The sequence below is a fragment of the Litorilituus sediminis genome, assembly GCF_004295665.1.
GTDB lineage: Bacteria > Pseudomonadota > Gammaproteobacteria > Enterobacterales > Alteromonadaceae > Colwellia > Colwellia sediminis.
Genome location: NZ_CP034759.1, coordinates 15,083 through 32,345, shown reverse-complemented (window position 1 = coordinate 32,345; position 17,263 = coordinate 15,083). Strand labels below are relative to the sequence as shown.

Sequence of the window (17,263 nt, the reverse complement as noted above, 5' to 3'; positions counted from 1 at the left end):
AAACAAGCGCTTAAATACAGAAAATAGCACTAGACTTCATATTGCATATGCGCAACAATCAAGGTGCTACTTAAAGCAATTAACAAAAAGAACAACCTAATCAAACGGAGTTTTTTATGATTAAGCAAGACATTAGCAATACCATTAAGTTACTGGACAAAATGGCATCTGACGCCAAGTTATTAGAAATTACCAATCTTCAACGCGCAATTGACGATGCTGAGTTATCAGAAGAATTAAAGAGTTTAATTATTGCTCAAGATGGAAGCTCATTAAGTTTAAAACTTTCTATTGATGCATTGATTAAATGTAATATTGTCCACACACCTGATGAAGATGAAGATGAAAGCGAAGGTGATGATGAATCAGAGCAAACTAAAGAAAGTGTTCGCGCCTTTGCTTAACATAATAAATTGACAAAATGCTCTAGCGGTGAATTTAGCATTTCGCCGCTATTTTTTTACACATCAGGTTATTTAGCTATACAGTTCACCAACATGCTGTTTCAATACTCAGCCTTTAACTTTTCAATTACTTACCATGCAATTAATCTATAACATCAAAGCTTTTTGGCTGTTACTAATATTATTTAGCTTTGCTTTACAGGTTGTCGCAAGTAACGAGATTAATTTAAATACGCTTTCCACCGATGAGTTATTACAACTTGCTGACGAAAAACGAAGCAGTGATTATATTTTAGCAAGTAAAATTATAGATCGCTTAGATAAAATACCAAGCTCCCTTTCCGACAATCAAAGCGCCTATTTAGCCTATCTAAAAGCATACAGGCATTCATTTCAAAGTGAATATGATCAAGCAATTTCTTTACTGAACAGTTTACAAAATAACAATAGTGACATATCGATAAAGTACCGCAGTATAGGCATGCTCATTAACCTATATGCCAATAGGCAAGATTGGCACAATGGTATTCTTCAAATTACCAAGTTGATTTCTTTAACACCACAAATCAAAAACAAAGAATTAGTACAAGCAAGTAATATCAGTGTCGCCATTTTTTACAATCAACTCGCCCAATACCAACATGCATTAGATTATTTAGATAAAATAAAATCAATAATAGATGGTAACCTTCGAGACAAATGCATTATTAGTCAACAAAGGTTACTCGCTAAACTTAGATTATTACTTAATGAATATGAGGTGATAAAAAGTGACGCCAATTTACTTCATCAAGATATTAAGAAAGGTCTTTCTGTATGCCAGACAGCAGAAGCTAAGCTATTTATTAATATATTACATACTTATCAAGCTGAGTTATACCTGACGGATAAGCAACCTGAAAAAGTTATCACCGCTTTATTACCACGCTTAAACGATATTAAATCAGTTCAATATCCAATTTTAGTTACCTTAACTTATAACTTACTTGCTCAAGCTTACTGGCAGCTAGGTGATACAACTAACACAGAAAAATATGCACACCTTGCATTAGAAAATGACGTAACTTCCACTGATTCATTTCAAACAGTTACTACGAAACACTTACTTTACCAACTAGCAGAGCATAAAGGTGACTATAAAAAAGCATTTGAGCTTCATAAAGAGTACAGCCTAGCTAAGCAAAAAGTAAACGATGAAGAGCAGGCTAAAGAGCTCGCCTTTCAGCTCGCAAGCCAAAAAGACTTTGCCAACAAAACAGAAATTAAAACCTTAACCCGAGCCAATGACATTTTAACCAATGAGCAAAGCTTAAGCGAACAACAGCAAGAAAACTCACTACTGCTATTAGTGCTACTTTTAACTGTAGTTGGTCTTGGTGTTACTTGGGGTTATAAAACATGGCTTAGTCAGCAAAAATTAAAGCAATTAACTGAATGTGATGACTTAACTCAAGTTCATAGCCGGCGTCACTTTATTGCCCTAGCCCAACAAACTATTAACCAGTGCCAAGTCGAAAAGAAACCGCTTACCTGTCTTGTATTTGACTTAGATAGATTTAAGAAAATTAACGATAACTTTGGCCATCATACAGGCGATGCGGTATTAAAAGAGGTTGCCAATACTTGTAAGCAAGTTTGTCGGCCGACTGATATTTTAGGCCGTCTTGGTGGTGAAGAATTTGCCATTATACTGCCTAATTGTGAACTTCTTATGGGGGAAGATTTAGCCAACAAATGCCGCGAGAAAATAGCGCAAATTAATTATGATAATCTAGGGCTAATTGAGCCGATTACCGCAAGCTTTGGTATTACTTGCGTTGATGTATCCGGCTTTGAACTAAATAAGCTACTTGCTGATGCTGACGATGCTATGTACAGTGCCAAGCAGCATGGTAGAAACTGCGTACAGAGTTATAAATAGTCCATGAAAGCACCTTTCATTAAACCACTCATCACTCACTTAAGTAGCAGCTTATTGCATTTACTTTTTATCGGGCTTTACCTGTGGGTTATTTTCATCGGGATTATGCCAGTACAAGCAGCAACACAAAGTCAAATAACACTTGATAGCATTAATATCAATGATTATCAGAGCCATAGCGGTACGAGTAATAACGCCATTGACGGCATGTTAATAGAAGCCGATAAATTACGCAGTAGTAATAACAACCTCAGTAAGTTACTACTTGAAAAAATATCAAAGCAAGCTTTCTTAACGAATAAACAACAAGCTTACCTTAAATACTTATCTGCACTGCAATTAGGCTATGAAGGTAAATATCAAGATATTGAAAATATGCTGCTTGATATTCAAAACTTAGCGATAAGCGGCCAGTTAAAATATCGAAGTCATTACACATTAGTTGATTTATACGTAGCACAACAAGATTGGGCAAAAGGCCATCAGCAAGTACAAAATTTACTCGCGCAAGAAACCACCTATATAGATAAACAATATACTTTAGCGGCACTACTTAGCATTACTGACTTTTATAATCAGCTAGAGCAATACAGCCTAGCATTAGACTATAGCCAACGAGTACTAAAAAGTGCGACCACGGTAAGAAATCGCTGCTTTGCCGAGCGTCTGGTTACCCAAGCAAAATTGCGTAGTAAATTCCCACTACTTTCAATCGACAACTTTAACCAAGGAATGCGCACCTGCCAACAAGCGAAAGAACCGATATTATTTGGCTTTATTAACATTGATTTAGCTGAATTTTATTTAGAGAATAAGCAAGCGGCGCAAGTTACAGCCACACTACTTCCCTTGCTAGATAATTTTAAGGCGACTGAATATCAGCCGTTAATAACACTTGCTTATAACGCTCTCGCTCAAGCATATTGGCAAACAAACGATAGCTCAAACAGCTTAAAGTTTGCCAAATTAGCAGAACAAAATATTATTGATTCCACACCTGAAAAGATAAAACTTTCTATTTACGAGTTACTCTACAAACTTGCTGAGCAACAACAAAATTACCCGCTCGCTTTACACTATCATAAGCAATATGATGTGTTGTTAGAGCAGCACCTAAGCAGCATACAAAATAAGCACTTGGCCTATCAATTAGCAAACTTTGAAGATCTGGCGCATAAAGAAGAAATATCAAGCTTAAGTCAAAAAAACCAATTACTTAGCACAGAACAGGCTATTGCTAAGCAAAAAGAGCAAACCTCACTGTTACTTATCATGCTGCTCTTAAGTTGTTTGGGGCTAATTTCTATTTGGTCGTATAAATCTTGGTTAACGCAAAGAAAACTCAAGCAATTAACTGATTATGATGAGTTAACACAAGTGGCAAGCCGTAATCATTTTATCGAGCTAAGTAATAGCGCATTATCATACTGTTATGGTAATGAGCAGCCGGTTAGCTGTGTTTTATTCGACGTTGATGAATTTAAAAGTATTAATGATAACTACGGCCATGCCACAGGCGATAAGGCCTTGATTGCGATAACACAAGCATGCCAAGCATTTGTTCGTGATGCCGATGTTTTTGGCCGCTTAGGCGGTGAAGAGTTTGCTCTTATTTTACCTGGTTTTAATCAAATGTTAGGTGAAGATATTGCCGAGCAATGCCGCCGTAAAATTAACAACATTGATTTTAACGCCTTAGGTCTAAATCAGCCGTTAAGTGCGAGTTTTGGCGTAAGCGAAACTGATTCCTCAGGTTTTAATCTAACTACATTACTAGCAGATGCTGATAGTGCTATGTACAGCTCTAAACAGCATGGAAAAAACTGCGTAACCCTTTATCAATAACGCCCGTCACAAAGTAGTGATTAATCATTATGATAATGACTGCCCAAAGGGGTACAAAAAGCGCTACTTCAAACTAAGTAGCGCTTCTTCATTTCATTACACTGGCCTTTCAACTGATATCAATTAACTTGTAGTAATCAGTTTGTTCCATTTAGCCTAAGGTTGCTGCATTTGTATAACAACGCGGCGGTTTTTGCCTCGACCTAACGTGGTATCATTCGAAGCTACATGTCGCTTTTCACCATAACCTTTTGCTTCAATACGGCTGGCATCAATACCATTTTTAACAAAGTAATCACGAATTTTAGCTGCACGCTTTTCGGATAACTTCAAGTTTGACCAACGGCCACCATAACTATCAGAATAAGCATCAATTAATACCAACTCTAAGTTAGGGTCTAAACTTAAATATTCGCGGATCATATCAATGCGCTTTTGCGATGCCTTGGTAAACTTATCACTGCTTGATTGATAATTTAATACCGTATAAGCAATATCTTCAAAACTGTAATGTAACAAGTTACCGACACAACCAACAAATTCTTGATACGCTTTTTTAAATCGAGCTGTTGATAAGCCGACAGAAATTTTATCTTGCTCACTGTACCAATCGTTATAATAAAAAGTTGGGTTCATGCCCTGCTCTAATTCACTTAGCATTGTCCAAGCCACCTTCTTAGGTAAGCTAGGGTTAAAATGCTTATGCAATTGCATATTAGTCAACTTACGACCACCTCGACCAGGTTGCCAGCTAGGTGCAACACTTCTCAGCTCTGCCAAAGAATAGTTATCTGGCAATAACATCATGTCTAGTTCAAATTCCATATTTAGCTTGCGATTCGCTTTGGCATAAAAGCGTGCTTCGCCATAATTTGGGATTTGATGAGATAAAGTACACTGTAAGCGACTATTATCAGAAAGCTGCCACGACGAGTTATGTACATCAGCACTGTACTGGCGAATACCCGCATTGGCATCAGTCATTAAAGCACATGATAAAACACCAGCAGCTAGGCTAGAGGTAATTAAACTATTCATTGATGTGAAAATATGCTTCATAATGGTACGCACAAACTTTGTAAGCAAGAGAGCCTTGCTAGTAAATGTATAATGAATGTATCGGTGCTAACGTAAATAACTTTAGCAGTTTATCTAAAAATGTTCAGCCTCTAATATTCATTTAAATGCGATTTTTGCAGAAATGTTGTCGTCGTCTTGAATAACCTCGTTTTTATCTGGCTTTTCTGCGATAATCGCCAATCATTTTTAGTTATCCAACCAATCTTTACTGCGCCATGGCTGAATCAAGCACTCATAATCAAAATAACCTTGCTACTGAACAAACTAATAATGCTTCTATAGCTGCGGAGCAAACACCACTATTTGCTAAGCGCTTTCGTGGCTATTTTCCTGTTGTTATCGATGTAGAAACAGCGGGTTTTAATGCACAAACTGACGCTTTATTAGAATTAGCCGCATCTGTTTTAACCTTAGATGAAACAACCGGCCATTTAGCAATTGATGAAACCATTCAATTTAACATTGAGCCATTTGAAGGAGCAAACCTTGAACCTAAAGCGTTAGAGTTTACCGGTATTGATCCAACAAATCCTTTACGTGGTGCGGTTGATGAAAAAGAAGCGCTAAAAACACTTTTTAAATTAGTCAGAAAGAAAATGAAGCTCGCAGGTTGTCAACGTGCCATCATTGTTGCCCATAATGCCGCTTTCGATTTAGGTTTTTTAAATGCCGCCACTGAGCGCTGCGCCATTAAACGCAGCCCTTTTCATGCCTTTGTCAGCTTTGATACCACAACATTAGCTGGTTTAGCCTTAGGGCAAACCGTCTTAGCAAAAGCATGTGAAGCCGCCAATATTGACTTTAATAACAGTGAAGCACATAGCGCATTATATGATACTGAAAAAACCGCAGAGCTGTTTTGTCATATCGTAAACAAGTGGCAAGATTTAGGTGGCTGGCCATTAGCTGTTGATGCCAATGAAACTTAACTGAAATATAGACATAAAAAAACCGCTAAAAAGCGGTTTTTTATTAACTATTAATGCCTAAACTAGCGATTAAAGCTTGTCTGCATTGTCAGTTAGGTAAGATGCAACACCTTCTGGAGAAGCTGTCATACCTTTGTCACCTTTGTTCCAACCAGCTGGACATACTTCACCGTGCTCTTGGTGGAATTGAAGTGCATCAACCATACGGATCATTTCGTCAACGTTACGACCTAATGGTAAGTCGTTCACTACTTGGTGACGTACGTTACCTTCTTCATCGATTAAGAAAGAACCACGGAAAGCAACACCAGCTTCTGGGTGCTCAACGTCGTATGCTTGACAGATGTCGTGCTTAACGTCAGCAACTAAAGTGTATTGAACTGGGCCAATACCACCTTCGTTTACTGGCGTGTTACGCCATGCGTTATGTGAGAATTGTGAATCGATAGATACACCGATTACTTCTACGCCACGGCTCTTAAATTCTTCAAAACGGTGATCGAAAGCTAAAAGCTCTGATGGACATACGAAAGTAAAATCAAGTGGGTAGAAAAATACTACCGCTTTTTTACCTTTGATTGCTTCGCTTAATGTAAAGTTATCTACGATTTCACCACTACCTAACACTGCTGCTGCAGTAAAATCTGGTGCTGGACGACCAACTAATACGCTCATTCTTTGCTCCATTTTCTTATTGAGTAATAATTTCAAATTAACATCATTTAGCACGTTGCTAATCTGATAATAAGTATTGTGTCAGATTATGAAAATTCAATGAATTATCTAATCTTTTTTATTCCGCATCAGCCTTTTGCGCTGCTGCAGTAACTAATGGCTGTAATTCACCTTGTTGAAACATTTCTAAAATAATGTCACAACCACCAATTAACTCGCCTTCTACCCATAATTGTGGGAATGTTGGCCAATCGGCATACTTAGGTAACTCAGCACGAATATCAGGATTTTGTAAAATATCTACATAAGCGAACTTTTCATTACACGAAATTAGCGCTTGAGATGCTTGTGATGAAAAGCCACAGCTTGGTAACTTAGGTGAGCCCTTCATATATAACAACACTGGGTTCTCGCTAATTTGTTGTTTAATGCGTTCAATTGTATCCATGATAACCTCTATAATTTATATTCAATGCCATGAGTATGGTGGCAAAGTTATGCTTTTCAACACCAAATTACCAATAAAGCTAAGTTATAGATAATTGGCAAATGGTATATAAAAATTTTACTGCTAGAATTTATGCTTAGTACTTGATAGTTAACTAACAAAACCCTATATAATGATAATACCCGAGTATTTTACTCAAGATTAAACAAAAACACACTATCTATTTTAACCGGATAGCTAAAACAATAACCTAGTTAGGAGAGCAAGATGTCAATCGAACTACCATCATTACCATACGAACAAGATGCGCTAGAGCCACATATTTCTGCTGAAACTTTATCGTTTCACTATGGTAAACATCACAACACCTATGTTGTTAAATTAAACGGCTTAATTGAAGGTACTGAATTTGCAGGTAAAAGCTTAGAAGACATAGTTAAAACATCATCTGGTGGTGTGTTTAACAACGCAGCACAAATTTGGAATCACACCTTCTATTGGCACAGCTTAAGCCCTACAGGTGGTGGCGAACCAACAGGTGATTTACTTGCTGCCATTAACGCAAGTTTTGGTAGCTTTGATGAATTTAAAGCTAAATTTACCGACAGCGCCATTAACAACTTTGGCTCAAGCTGGACTTGGTTAGTTAAAAACCAAGACGGCAGCCTTGCTATTGTTAATACTTCAAATGCTGCTACCCCATTAACTGACGAGGGTGTAACACCACTATTAACGGTAGATTTATGGGAGCATGCTTATTACATTGACTATCGCAATGTACGCCCTGATTACTTAAATGGTTTCTGGCAATTGGCAAACTGGGATTTTGCCGCAGAAAACTTTGCCTAACAACTCAACTAATCGTTAACTGGCTTTTACCTTATTAAAGCCATAATCAAATTTGCGTAACAATCCATTTAACGATAGTTACGCTTTTTTATTTCTACCATTACATTTCAGTAATTTTCTACCTTAAAAGACCTGCTAATAATTAATCAATTGATCTTCAGTGTTTTTTTCTAAAAATTTACAAATTAATTACTAATTTTTATTAGCAAAATCAATTAAAGCAACTAATCTTAAAATATAGCAGGTACATTTTTTGCTTTGTGTAAATAGGCACTGCTGAAGTTATCTTGACTTAATCTTCTAACCTTAATTTTTCGAACTAAGTTGAGTGGATTATTTTAATAAAAATTTTAGCCACTCTTTTTGGAGGTAGTTATGAGTATTTTTCAACATTATCAAGCACGTTATGAACAAGCTCAACAAGAAGAGTTTAGCTTGCAAGAGTTCTTAACTATCTGTAAAGAAAATAAGCTTGCCTATGCAAGTGCCTCTGAGCGGCTACTCGCTGCCATTGGTGAGCCAGAAATTGTCGATACGGCAACTGATCCTAGATTAAGTCGGATATTTTCCAACCGGGTAATTCATCGCTACCCAGCCTTTGAAGACTTTTACGGTATGGAAGAAGCCATTGAACAAATTGTTTCCTATTTAAAGCACGCCTCGCAAGGCTTAGAGGAACAAAAGCAAATTCTCTACTTACTAGGCCCTGTTGGTGGTGGTAAATCATCACTGGCAGAAAAACTTAAAGCATTAATGCAGCAAGAGCCCATTTACGTTCTCAGTGCAAACGGAGAGCGAAGCCCTGTCAATGATCATCCCTTCTGCCTGTTTGATGCTCATTCAGACGGTAAGATTTTAAAAGATGAATACAACATCCCTGCTCGCTATTTAAATACCATTATTTCACCTTGGGCAGCTAAACGCTTACATGAGTTTAAAGGGGATATTGCCCAGTTTAAAGTTGTTAAGGTGTACCCTTCCATTTTAGATCAGATTGCTATTGCTAAAACAGAGCCAGGTGATGATAACAATCAGGACATCTCAGCATTAGTGGGTAAGGTAGACATTAGACAGCTTGAGCACTTCGCGCAAAATGATGCTGATGCTTATAGTTACTCGGGTGCACTTTGTCGAGCTAACCAAGGTTTGATGGAGTTTGTTGAAATGTTTAAAGCGCCAATTAAAGTGCTACACCCATTATTAACGGCAACCCAAGAAGGTAACTACAACCCCACCGAAGGTTTGTCAGCATTGCCATTTAATGGTGTATTGTTGGCTCACTCAAATGAATCAGAGTGGCAAACTTTCAGAAACAATAAGAACAATGAAGCCTTTTTAGATAGGGTTTATATCGTCAAAGTGCCTTATTGTATGCGTGTTTCTGAAGAAGTTAATATTTATAAAAAACTTATCGAGCACAGTGAATTAAAAACTGCACAGTGCGCGCCAGATACCTTAGAGACCTTAGCGCAATTTTCGGTACTATCTCGTTTAAAAGAGCCTGATAACTCAAGTATTTATTCAAAAATGCGTGTCTATGATGGTGAAACATTAAAAGATACTGACCCGAAAGCAAAATCTTACCAAGAATATAAAGACTATGCCGGTATTGATGAAGGCATGTCAGGTTTATCAACTCGCTTTGCCTTTAAAATTCTATCACGCGTATTTAACTTTGATAGCTCAGAAGTGGCAGCTAACCCAGTGCATTTATTCTATGTACTTGAGCAACAAGTTGAGCGTGAACAATTACCTAAAGAAACCACAGAGCGCTATTTAGAGTTCATTAAAGGATACTTAACACCACAATACATTGAATTTATAGGTAAAGAAATTCAAACCGCTTATTTAGAGTCGTACTCTGAATATGGCCAAAATATCTTTGATCGTTATGTTACGTATGCTGATTTTTGGATTCAAGATCAAGAGTATCGTGACGCTGAAACAGGTCAATTATTTGACCGTCAGTCATTAAACGATGAGTTAGAAAAAATTGAGAAGCCCGCAGGCATTAGTAACCCGAAAGATTTCCGTAATGAAATAGTCAACTTTGTTCTACGTGCTAAAGCAAATAATAACGGTAAAAATCCAGCATGGACTAGCTATGAAAAACTTCGCACTGTTATTGAGAAGAAAATGTTCTCTAACACGGAAGACTTATTACCTGTTATTTCATTTAACGCAAAAACCTCAGCAGATGATCAACAAAAACACGATGATTTTGTTGAGCGTATGATGAGCAAAGGTTATACACAAAAACAAGTGAGATTACTGTCAGAATGGTACTTACGTGTGAGAAAGTCTTCTTAAGCTGTTCTCTTTATTGCTTGTAACAAGCAAATTCAGCTGAGCTCCATGCATTCACATTAAGCAAATGTATGGAGTAACAAAAGAGAAAGGAGAAGTTATGGCTAACTTTATAGACAGACGACTTAACAGTAAAAATAAAAGCACTGTTAATCGTCAGCGCTTCTTAAGGCGCTATAAAAACCAGATAAAAAAATCTGTTTCCGACGCGATAAATCAACGCGGGGTGACAGATATTGAGTCTGGCGAGAATATTGTTATTCCAAAACGAGATTTATCTGAGCCCGTTTTTCACCAAGGTAGTGGCGGAATTAGAGACAGAGTTCACCCAGGAAATGATCAATTCAGTCCAGGAGATAAAATACCACGCCCTCCTAAGCAAGGTGGACAAGGCAGTGGCCAAGGTGATGCAAGCGACTCAGGTGAAGGAGAAGATGACTTTACCTTTTCGATTTCAAAAGATGAATATTTAAATTTACTATTTGAAGACTTAGAGCTACCTAACCTTGAAAAAAATCAACTCGATAAATTAATTGAGTACAAAACTGTTCGCTCGGGTTATTGCGCTGAAGGTGTACCTGCTAATATTGATATTGTTAAATCTTTACAAGGCTCGATTGCGCGCAGAATTGCCATGACCTCAAGTAAACGTAAGCAACTTAAAGAATTAGAGCAAAAATTATCCGCACTTACAGATGATAAGCACGACCACATTCAAGAAGAGCGTGAACTTAGCAATGATATTCAAGCGTTAAAAGAAAAAATTGCCAAAGTTCCCTTTATTGACACCTTTGATTTACGCTTTAGAAATTACGCCAAACAAGCTGTACCAACATCAAAAGCGGTAATGTTTTGCTTGATGGATGTTTCAGGCTCTATGGATCAAGCCACCAAAGAAATGGCGAAACGTTTTTATATTTTGCTATACCTATTTTTAAGCCGTACTTATAAAAACATCGATGTGGTATATATCAGACATCACACCCAAGCAAAAGAAGTCGATGAACATGAGTTTTTCTACTCTCAAGAAACGGGTGGCACTATCGCTTCAAGTGCGCTGGATTTAATGAACCAAATCATCAATGAACGTTATAATGATAACCAATGGAACATTTATGGCGCACAAGCCTCTGATGGCGATAACTGGGCAGATGACTCCCCACGCTGTAAATCATTATTAGAAACACAAATTTTACCTAAAACTCGCTACTTTAGTTATATCGAAATAACCCAAAGAGCACACCAAACCTTATGGCAACACTATCAACAAGTTGCTCATAGTAACCCTAACTTTGCTATGCAGCACATCAAGTCTGTTGCTGATATTTATCCGGTATTTAGAGAGCTGTTTAAGAAAAATACTCAAAACGCAGCTTAATAGGAAAAGGTGAAATGATGGTTATTGCAAAAACAGAACAACAGCAAGCGCAAAATTCACAAGACGCATCAAGCAAAAAAAAGTCTAAATTACAGAGCCAGAAAGATAATGCCCCCAATAAAAGCAAAACCGCACTTGATGATAGCTCAGACTGGACTTTTGAACTGTTAGAACAATATCAAACTGAAATTGCTCGCGTTGCTAAACATTACAAATTAGATACTTACACCAACCAAATCGAGGTAATAACCGCAGAGCAAATGATGGATGCTTATGCCAGTGTTGGAATGCCAATAGGTTACAGTCATTGGACATTTGGCAAAAAATTTATTCAAACTGAACAAAACTACAAACGTGGTCAAATGGGGCTTGCTTATGAAATTGTTATTAATTCAAGTCCTTGCATATCTTATTTAATGGAAGAGAACACCATGACAATGCAAGCCTTAGTTATGGCGCATGCTTGCTATGGTCACAACTCATTCTTTAAAGGAAATTACCTATTTAAATCTTGGACGGATGCAAGTTCAATTATCGACTACCTTTTATTCGCTAAAAACTATATTGCTGATTGCGAACAAAAATATGGTATTAGTGAAGTGGAAGCAACCTTAGATGCTTGTCATGCCTTAATGAATCACGGTGTTGATCGATATAAAAGACCACAAAAAATATCACTTGATGAAGAATTAAAAAGACAAAAAGAACGTGAAGAGTACCTGCAATCACAAGTCAATGCTCTATGGCGTACCGTGCCAAAAAGTAAAAAAACAGCAAAAGAGCAAAAGTATAAATTCCCTTCAGAGCCACAAGAAAATATTCTCTATTTTATAGAGAAAAACGCACCTCTATTAAAGCCTTGGCAAAGGGAGGTTGTTCGAATTGTTAGGAAGATATCCCAATATTTCTATCCGCAAAAGCAAACACAAGTAATGAATGAAGGCTGGGCTTGTTTTTGGCACTACACTATTTTGAATCACTTATACGATGAAGGCTTAGTAACAGACAAATTTATGATTGAGTTTTTACACAGTCATACCAATGTTGTCGCGCAACCTGAATATAATAGCAAGTATTATTCGGGTATTAACCCTTACGCGCTTGGCTTTAACATGTTTATGGATATTAGGCGTATTTGTGAAAACCCAACAGAGGAAGATAAAGAGTACTTTCCTGAAATAGCTGATAGTGATTGGCTAGAAACGCTCCACTTTGCCATGGAAAACTTTAAAGATGAGAGTTTTATTAGTCAGTATTTATCGCCAAAACTGATCCGTGACTTTAAGCTTTTTCATATCCATGATGACAGTGAAAACAACTATGTTGAAATTGGTGCCATTCACAATGATTCCGGCTATAGAAAAGTTCGCCAAAACTTAGCGAATCAATATAACTTAAGTAACTTGGAAGTGAACATTCAAATTATTGATGCCAATATTGAAGGCGACAGAGCACTTACGCTAAGGTACACGCCACATAATGGTATTGCCTTAGGTGACTCTAAAGATGAAGTATTAAAACACCTTCATTATTTGTGGCAATTTGATGTCAAAATTGTACAAGAGGACGAACAAGGTGAAGATGAAATCATTGCCCAGTGCCCAGAAAAAACAAAAGGTGATGACGCATAGCGTCATCACCTTTTATATTTATAGAGTTATTGAGTATTAGTCTTCAGATAATTCTTTAAATACATCGTCTTTTAAGTCTAACCAGAGCTTCCCTGACTCAACACCGTATTTACGAACGGCGAGTACAGACTCATCAAAACGATTTGCTTTCGCTAGTTCTATTAAAGTTTGGTAATAGTCACGTGAAATCTCACGCCCTTTAGGATGAGTAAAGTACAAACTACCAATACGTGAGTATAAACCTCTAAAGCCGTTCAAAATAAGCAAGTAAATTGAATTACCTGAAGCAACAACGAGTTCTTTATTTAATTGATAATCAAATTCAGCAAAGGCTTCACCCGTATCTTCAACATCAACATAGGCTTGCAATAACGCTATCGCTTTCTCAGGGTTATTCTTTAAGGCACCGCGAATATAAATAGCGCTGATATTTGTTCTAGCAGACAATAAGTTATCGACTAAATCTGGAATTCCCTCTTGGTCAAGTTGCGCTAAGGTTTCTAAAATATTAAGACTTGAGGTTTCCCAAAAGTTATTCACTTTCGTTGGTTTACCGTGTTGTATGGTTAACCAACCATCACGCGCTAAACGCTGTAAAACTTCTCTTAATGTTGTACGAGTAACACCTATCAGTTCTGATAGTTCTCGTTCCGCTGGTAAAATAGAGCCAGGTGGGAAGCCACCGTTCCAGATAGACTCAACTATATATTGTTCCGCAAAACCAGCTGGGCTTTGAGCTTTTATGACCATTGTCTCTATTTACCTACAGTTAAAGTGGGAATAAATTAAATTGCAACTGATTGTACCAGAAGATACGTTTGGTACAAGAAAAAAGGGAAGGCAAACGCCGCAATTAAACAAGATTAGCTCATCACTCTTTGTTATAAGTCAAATACATGGCTAATATCAATAAAAATAATGGCATTCAAAGCCTTTACTGTATCATTTTGTAAAATTTTTGGTAGAATCCCCGCCCAAATTACTATCAACCCCAAACTACACCTTTATTAGAGAATATTATGAAACCACTTTCATACCTAATCTTGGCAATGATAGCCCTGCTTAGTCCAAGCTTGGCTTTTGCTTCTGATGCTTCGCACCAAGCACTTAACCTTACAAATCACTGGATTGGTTATACCGCAATTGCAATTTTTGTCTTTGCTTATACCTTAGTGATTTTAGAAGAGCAATTACACCTTCGTAAATCTAAGCCGGTATTATTAGCTGCTGGCTTAATTTGGATATTGATTGCCGCCATATATGGCTCTCAAGGTATGCCTCATGCAGCTGAAGTTGCTATCAGACATAATTTCTTAGAATATGCCGAGCTATTCTTCTTCTTACTTGTCGCAATGACCTATATCAACGCCCTTTTAGAGCGAAATGTATTTGACGCCTTGCGTGATGTGTTAGTTTTAAAGGGTTATAGCTACAAAGCCCTATTTTGGATAACAGGTATTCTAGCCTTCTTTATTTCGCCAATTGCCGATAACTTAACAACGGCATTAATTATGTGTGCCGTGGTACTAGCCGTAGGTAAAGATGAGCCTAAGTTCGTCGCTATGTCATGTGTCAATATTGTAGTTGGTGCTAACGCTGGTGGTGCATTTAGCCCATTTGGTGATATTACAACCCTTATGGTATGGCAAAAAGGTATTGTTCAATTTACTGAATTCTTCGCATTATTTATTCCTTCAGTGGTTAACTTTGTTATTCCAGCCTTTATTATGCAGTTCTTCTTACCAGCTGGTAAACCTAAAACTGAGTCAGGCGAGATTACCCCAATTAAACACGGTGGTTTAACCATCGTTGGTTTATTTATTTTAACCATCATTACTGCGGTTTCTTTCCATAACTTCCTACACTTACCGCCAGTATTCGGTATGATGTTAGGTCTTGCTTACTTAAAACTATTTGGCTACTACATTCGTAAATCAGGCCAAGGCAAGTTAAATACTTCTGATGTGCCAGCGGGTAGACAAACTGAAGATGGTTTTGATGTATTTGATAAAATTGCAAAAGCCGAGTGGGATACCCTATTCTTCTTCTACGGGGTAATCTTAGCTGTTGGCGGTTTAGGCTTTATCGGCTACTTAGGTTTAGTGTCTGAATTTATGTACGGTGAATTAGGCGCAACCAACGCCAACATTTTAGTAGGTATCTTATCAGCTATCGTAGATAACATTCCGGTAATGTTTGCCGTATTAACCATGCAACCAGAAATGTCTCACACGCAATGGTTATTGGTAACCTTAACTGCTGGTGTCGGCGGTAGCTTATTGTCTATCGGCTCAGCTGCGGGTGTCGCGCTTATGGGTCAAGCACGTGGCTATTACACCTTTTTCGCACACTTAAAATGGACACCAGTGATCGCTTTAGGCTACTTCGCTAGTATTTATGTGCATTTATTGATGAATTAAATACTTACATTTAATTTAATCTAGTAACTGATTTAATTTTCACGTCTATTTATTGCGTGTTAATATAAAAAAGCTTCTAACTTGGTTAGGAGCTTTTTTTATATTTGCTTGAATAAGACAGAATTATCATCATGAACTTTCTAAGTAACTTAACAACAACAAGTAAACCTTGGCTACTTCTTGCTTTGAGCGCACTAGGGCTTGAACTTTGCGCGCTTTTCTTCCAATACGCTATGGACTTAGCACCTTGCATCATGTGTGTTTATCAAAGACTCGCGATTGTTGCTATTTTGCTTGCCGGCTTAATTGGTGCTGCTGGCAGTAATATGCTTTTCACTCGTGTGATTGCTTACGCCCTTTGGGGAACAGGGGCAATTTGGGGAGCACTAATCGCCATAGAACACGTAGAAATGCAAACGAACACGAACTCGCTATTTTTTAGCTGTGAGCTTGTGCCAAACTTCCCTACTTGGGCTCCATTACATGAATGGTTACCCTTCTTATTTGAAGCGACCGGAGATTGTGGTGAAATTAGTTGGCAGTTTCTTGGCTATAGCATGCCGCAATGGATGATTGTTGTCTATGCTTTATATAGCCTAGTATTTATCACTGTTTTTCTGAACCGACTGATAGTCGCTAAAAAACCTTAAACCAAGTTAATCAAAAATAAAGCCAGCATTACGCTGGCTTTATTTTTTATCGTATGTTTTTAGTGATTTAGCACTAAGCTTTAAAGTCAATTGGCGCGGCAACACCCGCGGCAACATAAGGAATCACTTGCTGAATAACGCCAGCAATGTCTATATCTCTATCAAAATCATTTTGTGCGATATCAATTAATGCATCACTTGATGACATAGTGAATACAATGGTTCCCATAGTAAAATGTAAACGCCAAAACATTTCTTCTGCCGATAACTCAGGATAAGCTTTATGGACGGCTTGAGTAAAATGAGCAAAAACATTCGGGTACTGGGTCGTTAAAAACCAACGTAAAAAACCTTGGCTGTCTGTATAGCCACGCCCTAGTAATTGTAAAAAAGTGCTAGTGCCATTGTCTTTAAATTGGTTTAAATGCAATAAAGGCTCAACAAAAGCAGAAAAGACTTGGTGTAATGTTGGTTTATCATCAGATTCACAAAGTAAAGCCAAAGCTGATTCTAAGCGTGGTGATAACTCATCCATATAACGAGACATAACGGCCTTTATTAACTCTTTTTTCGAGCCAAAGTGGTAATTCACCGCCGCCAGGTTCACCGTAGCTAAGCCTGTAATTTCACGAAGTGATGTGCCGTTAAAGCCTTTATCAGCAAAAAGTAGCTCAGCTGCATCTAATATTTTATTTTTTGTACTCATACTTCTCGACTTCAATTAAT

At 37.5% G+C, this 17,263-nt stretch carries 15 protein-coding genes; 10 read left to right on the top strand and 5 right to left on the bottom strand.

Translation table 11 applies throughout. The features are described from left to right. Window positions 1-116 precede the first annotated feature (116 nt). The 3 genes from EMK97_RS00135 to EMK97_RS00125 all read left to right on the top strand — a co-directional run bounded on the left by EMK97_RS00135 (window position 117) and on the right by EMK97_RS00125 (window position 4,170). A complete protein-coding gene (locus EMK97_RS00135; protein ID WP_130598296.1) occupies window positions 117-404 on the top strand; it encodes a hypothetical protein in 288 nt (95 codons plus the stop codon). 136 nt (window positions 405-540) lie between these two features. Then, on the top strand, window positions 541-2,325 hold the full coding sequence (locus tag EMK97_RS00130) for a tetratricopeptide repeat-containing diguanylate cyclase (RefSeq protein ID WP_130598294.1): 1,785 nt from the start codon (window positions 541-543) through the stop codon (window positions 2,323-2,325). Window positions 2,326-2,328: 3 nt separating this feature from the next. After that, window positions 2,329-4,170, top strand: a complete 1,842-nt coding sequence (locus EMK97_RS00125; RefSeq protein ID WP_130598292.1) for a GGDEF domain-containing protein — start codon at window positions 2,329-2,331, stop codon at window positions 4,168-4,170. 156 nt (window positions 4,171-4,326) lie between these two features. Here the strand turns inward: EMK97_RS00125 and EMK97_RS00120 are convergent, their stop codons facing one another. Next, window positions 4,327-5,208, bottom strand: coding sequence for a flagellar protein MotY (locus EMK97_RS00120; protein WP_246028839.1), 882 nt, complete (start codon window positions 5,206-5,208; stop codon window positions 4,327-4,329). A 257-nt stretch (window positions 5,209-5,465) separates the two neighbouring features. Here EMK97_RS00120 and rnt point away from each other — a divergent pair, with 257 nt between their 5' ends. Further along, complete coding sequence (gene rnt / locus EMK97_RS00115) at window positions 5,466-6,179, top strand: ribonuclease T (protein WP_246028838.1); 714 nt, start codon at window positions 5,466-5,468, stop codon at window positions 6,177-6,179. A 69-nt stretch (window positions 6,180-6,248) separates the two neighbouring features. On the opposite strand, the gene EMK97_RS00110 is transcribed toward rnt, so the two are convergent. Together EMK97_RS00110 and grxD are read right to left on the bottom strand one after the other, a co-directional pair. After that, entirely contained in the window at window positions 6,249-6,854 is a 606-nt protein-coding gene (locus EMK97_RS00110; protein ID WP_130598288.1) for a peroxiredoxin, read from the bottom strand. A gap of 118 nt (window positions 6,855-6,972) precedes the next feature. Continuing rightward, window positions 6,973-7,302 carry a Grx4 family monothiol glutaredoxin gene (gene grxD / locus EMK97_RS00105; RefSeq protein WP_130598286.1) on the bottom strand — a complete coding sequence of 110 codons (330 nt, stop codon included), beginning with the start codon at window positions 7,300-7,302 and terminating at the stop codon, window positions 6,973-6,975. A 267-nt stretch (window positions 7,303-7,569) separates the two neighbouring features. Between grxD and sodB the strand changes: the two genes are divergently transcribed. The 4 genes from sodB (at window position 7,570) to EMK97_RS00085 (ending at window position 13,467) form a co-directional block, all read left to right on the top strand. Further along, complete coding sequence (sodB, locus tag EMK97_RS00100) at window positions 7,570-8,151, top strand: superoxide dismutase [Fe] (protein ID WP_130598284.1); 582 nt, start codon at window positions 7,570-7,572, stop codon at window positions 8,149-8,151. Window positions 8,152-8,526: 375 nt separating this feature from the next. Then, a complete protein-coding gene (locus EMK97_RS00095) occupies window positions 8,527-10,461 on the top strand; it encodes a PrkA family serine protein kinase (protein ID WP_130598282.1) in 1,935 nt (644 codons plus the stop codon). Window positions 10,462-10,558: 97 nt separating this feature from the next. Then, window positions 10,559-11,836 carry a YeaH/YhbH family protein gene (locus tag EMK97_RS00090; RefSeq protein WP_130598280.1) on the top strand — a complete coding sequence of 426 codons (1,278 nt, stop codon included), beginning with the start codon at window positions 10,559-10,561 and terminating at the stop codon, window positions 11,834-11,836. 14 nt (window positions 11,837-11,850) lie between these two features. Then, the gene (locus EMK97_RS00085; protein ID WP_246028837.1) at window positions 11,851-13,467 is read left to right on the top strand and encodes a SpoVR family protein; all 1,617 of its coding nucleotides are present in this window, start codon (window positions 11,851-11,853) and stop codon (window positions 13,465-13,467) included. Between the two features lie 36 nt (window positions 13,468-13,503). Here EMK97_RS00085 and fadR read toward each other — a convergent pair whose 3' ends face one another. Further along, window positions 13,504-14,217, bottom strand: coding sequence for a fatty acid metabolism transcriptional regulator FadR (gene fadR, locus EMK97_RS00080; protein ID WP_130598278.1), 714 nt, complete (start codon window positions 14,215-14,217; stop codon window positions 13,504-13,506). A gap of 269 nt (window positions 14,218-14,486) precedes the next feature. Here fadR and nhaD point away from each other — a divergent pair, with 269 nt between their 5' ends. Both nhaD and dsbB read left to right on the top strand, forming a co-directional pair. Beyond that, a complete protein-coding gene (nhaD, locus tag EMK97_RS00075; protein WP_130598276.1) occupies window positions 14,487-15,887 on the top strand; it encodes a sodium:proton antiporter NhaD in 1,401 nt (466 codons plus the stop codon). Between the two features lie 131 nt (window positions 15,888-16,018). Beyond that, window positions 16,019-16,537 (top strand): disulfide bond formation protein DsbB, encoded by a 519-nt coding sequence (gene dsbB / locus EMK97_RS00070; RefSeq protein WP_130598274.1) that lies wholly within the window; start codon window positions 16,019-16,021, stop codon window positions 16,535-16,537. Between the two features lie 73 nt (window positions 16,538-16,610). Here the strand turns inward: dsbB and psrA are convergent, their stop codons facing one another. Beyond that, on the bottom strand, window positions 16,611-17,243 hold the full coding sequence (gene psrA / locus EMK97_RS00065; protein WP_130598272.1) for a TetR family transcriptional repressor PsrA: 633 nt from the start codon (window positions 17,241-17,243) through the stop codon (window positions 16,611-16,613). Window positions 17,244-17,263 lie beyond the last annotated feature (20 nt).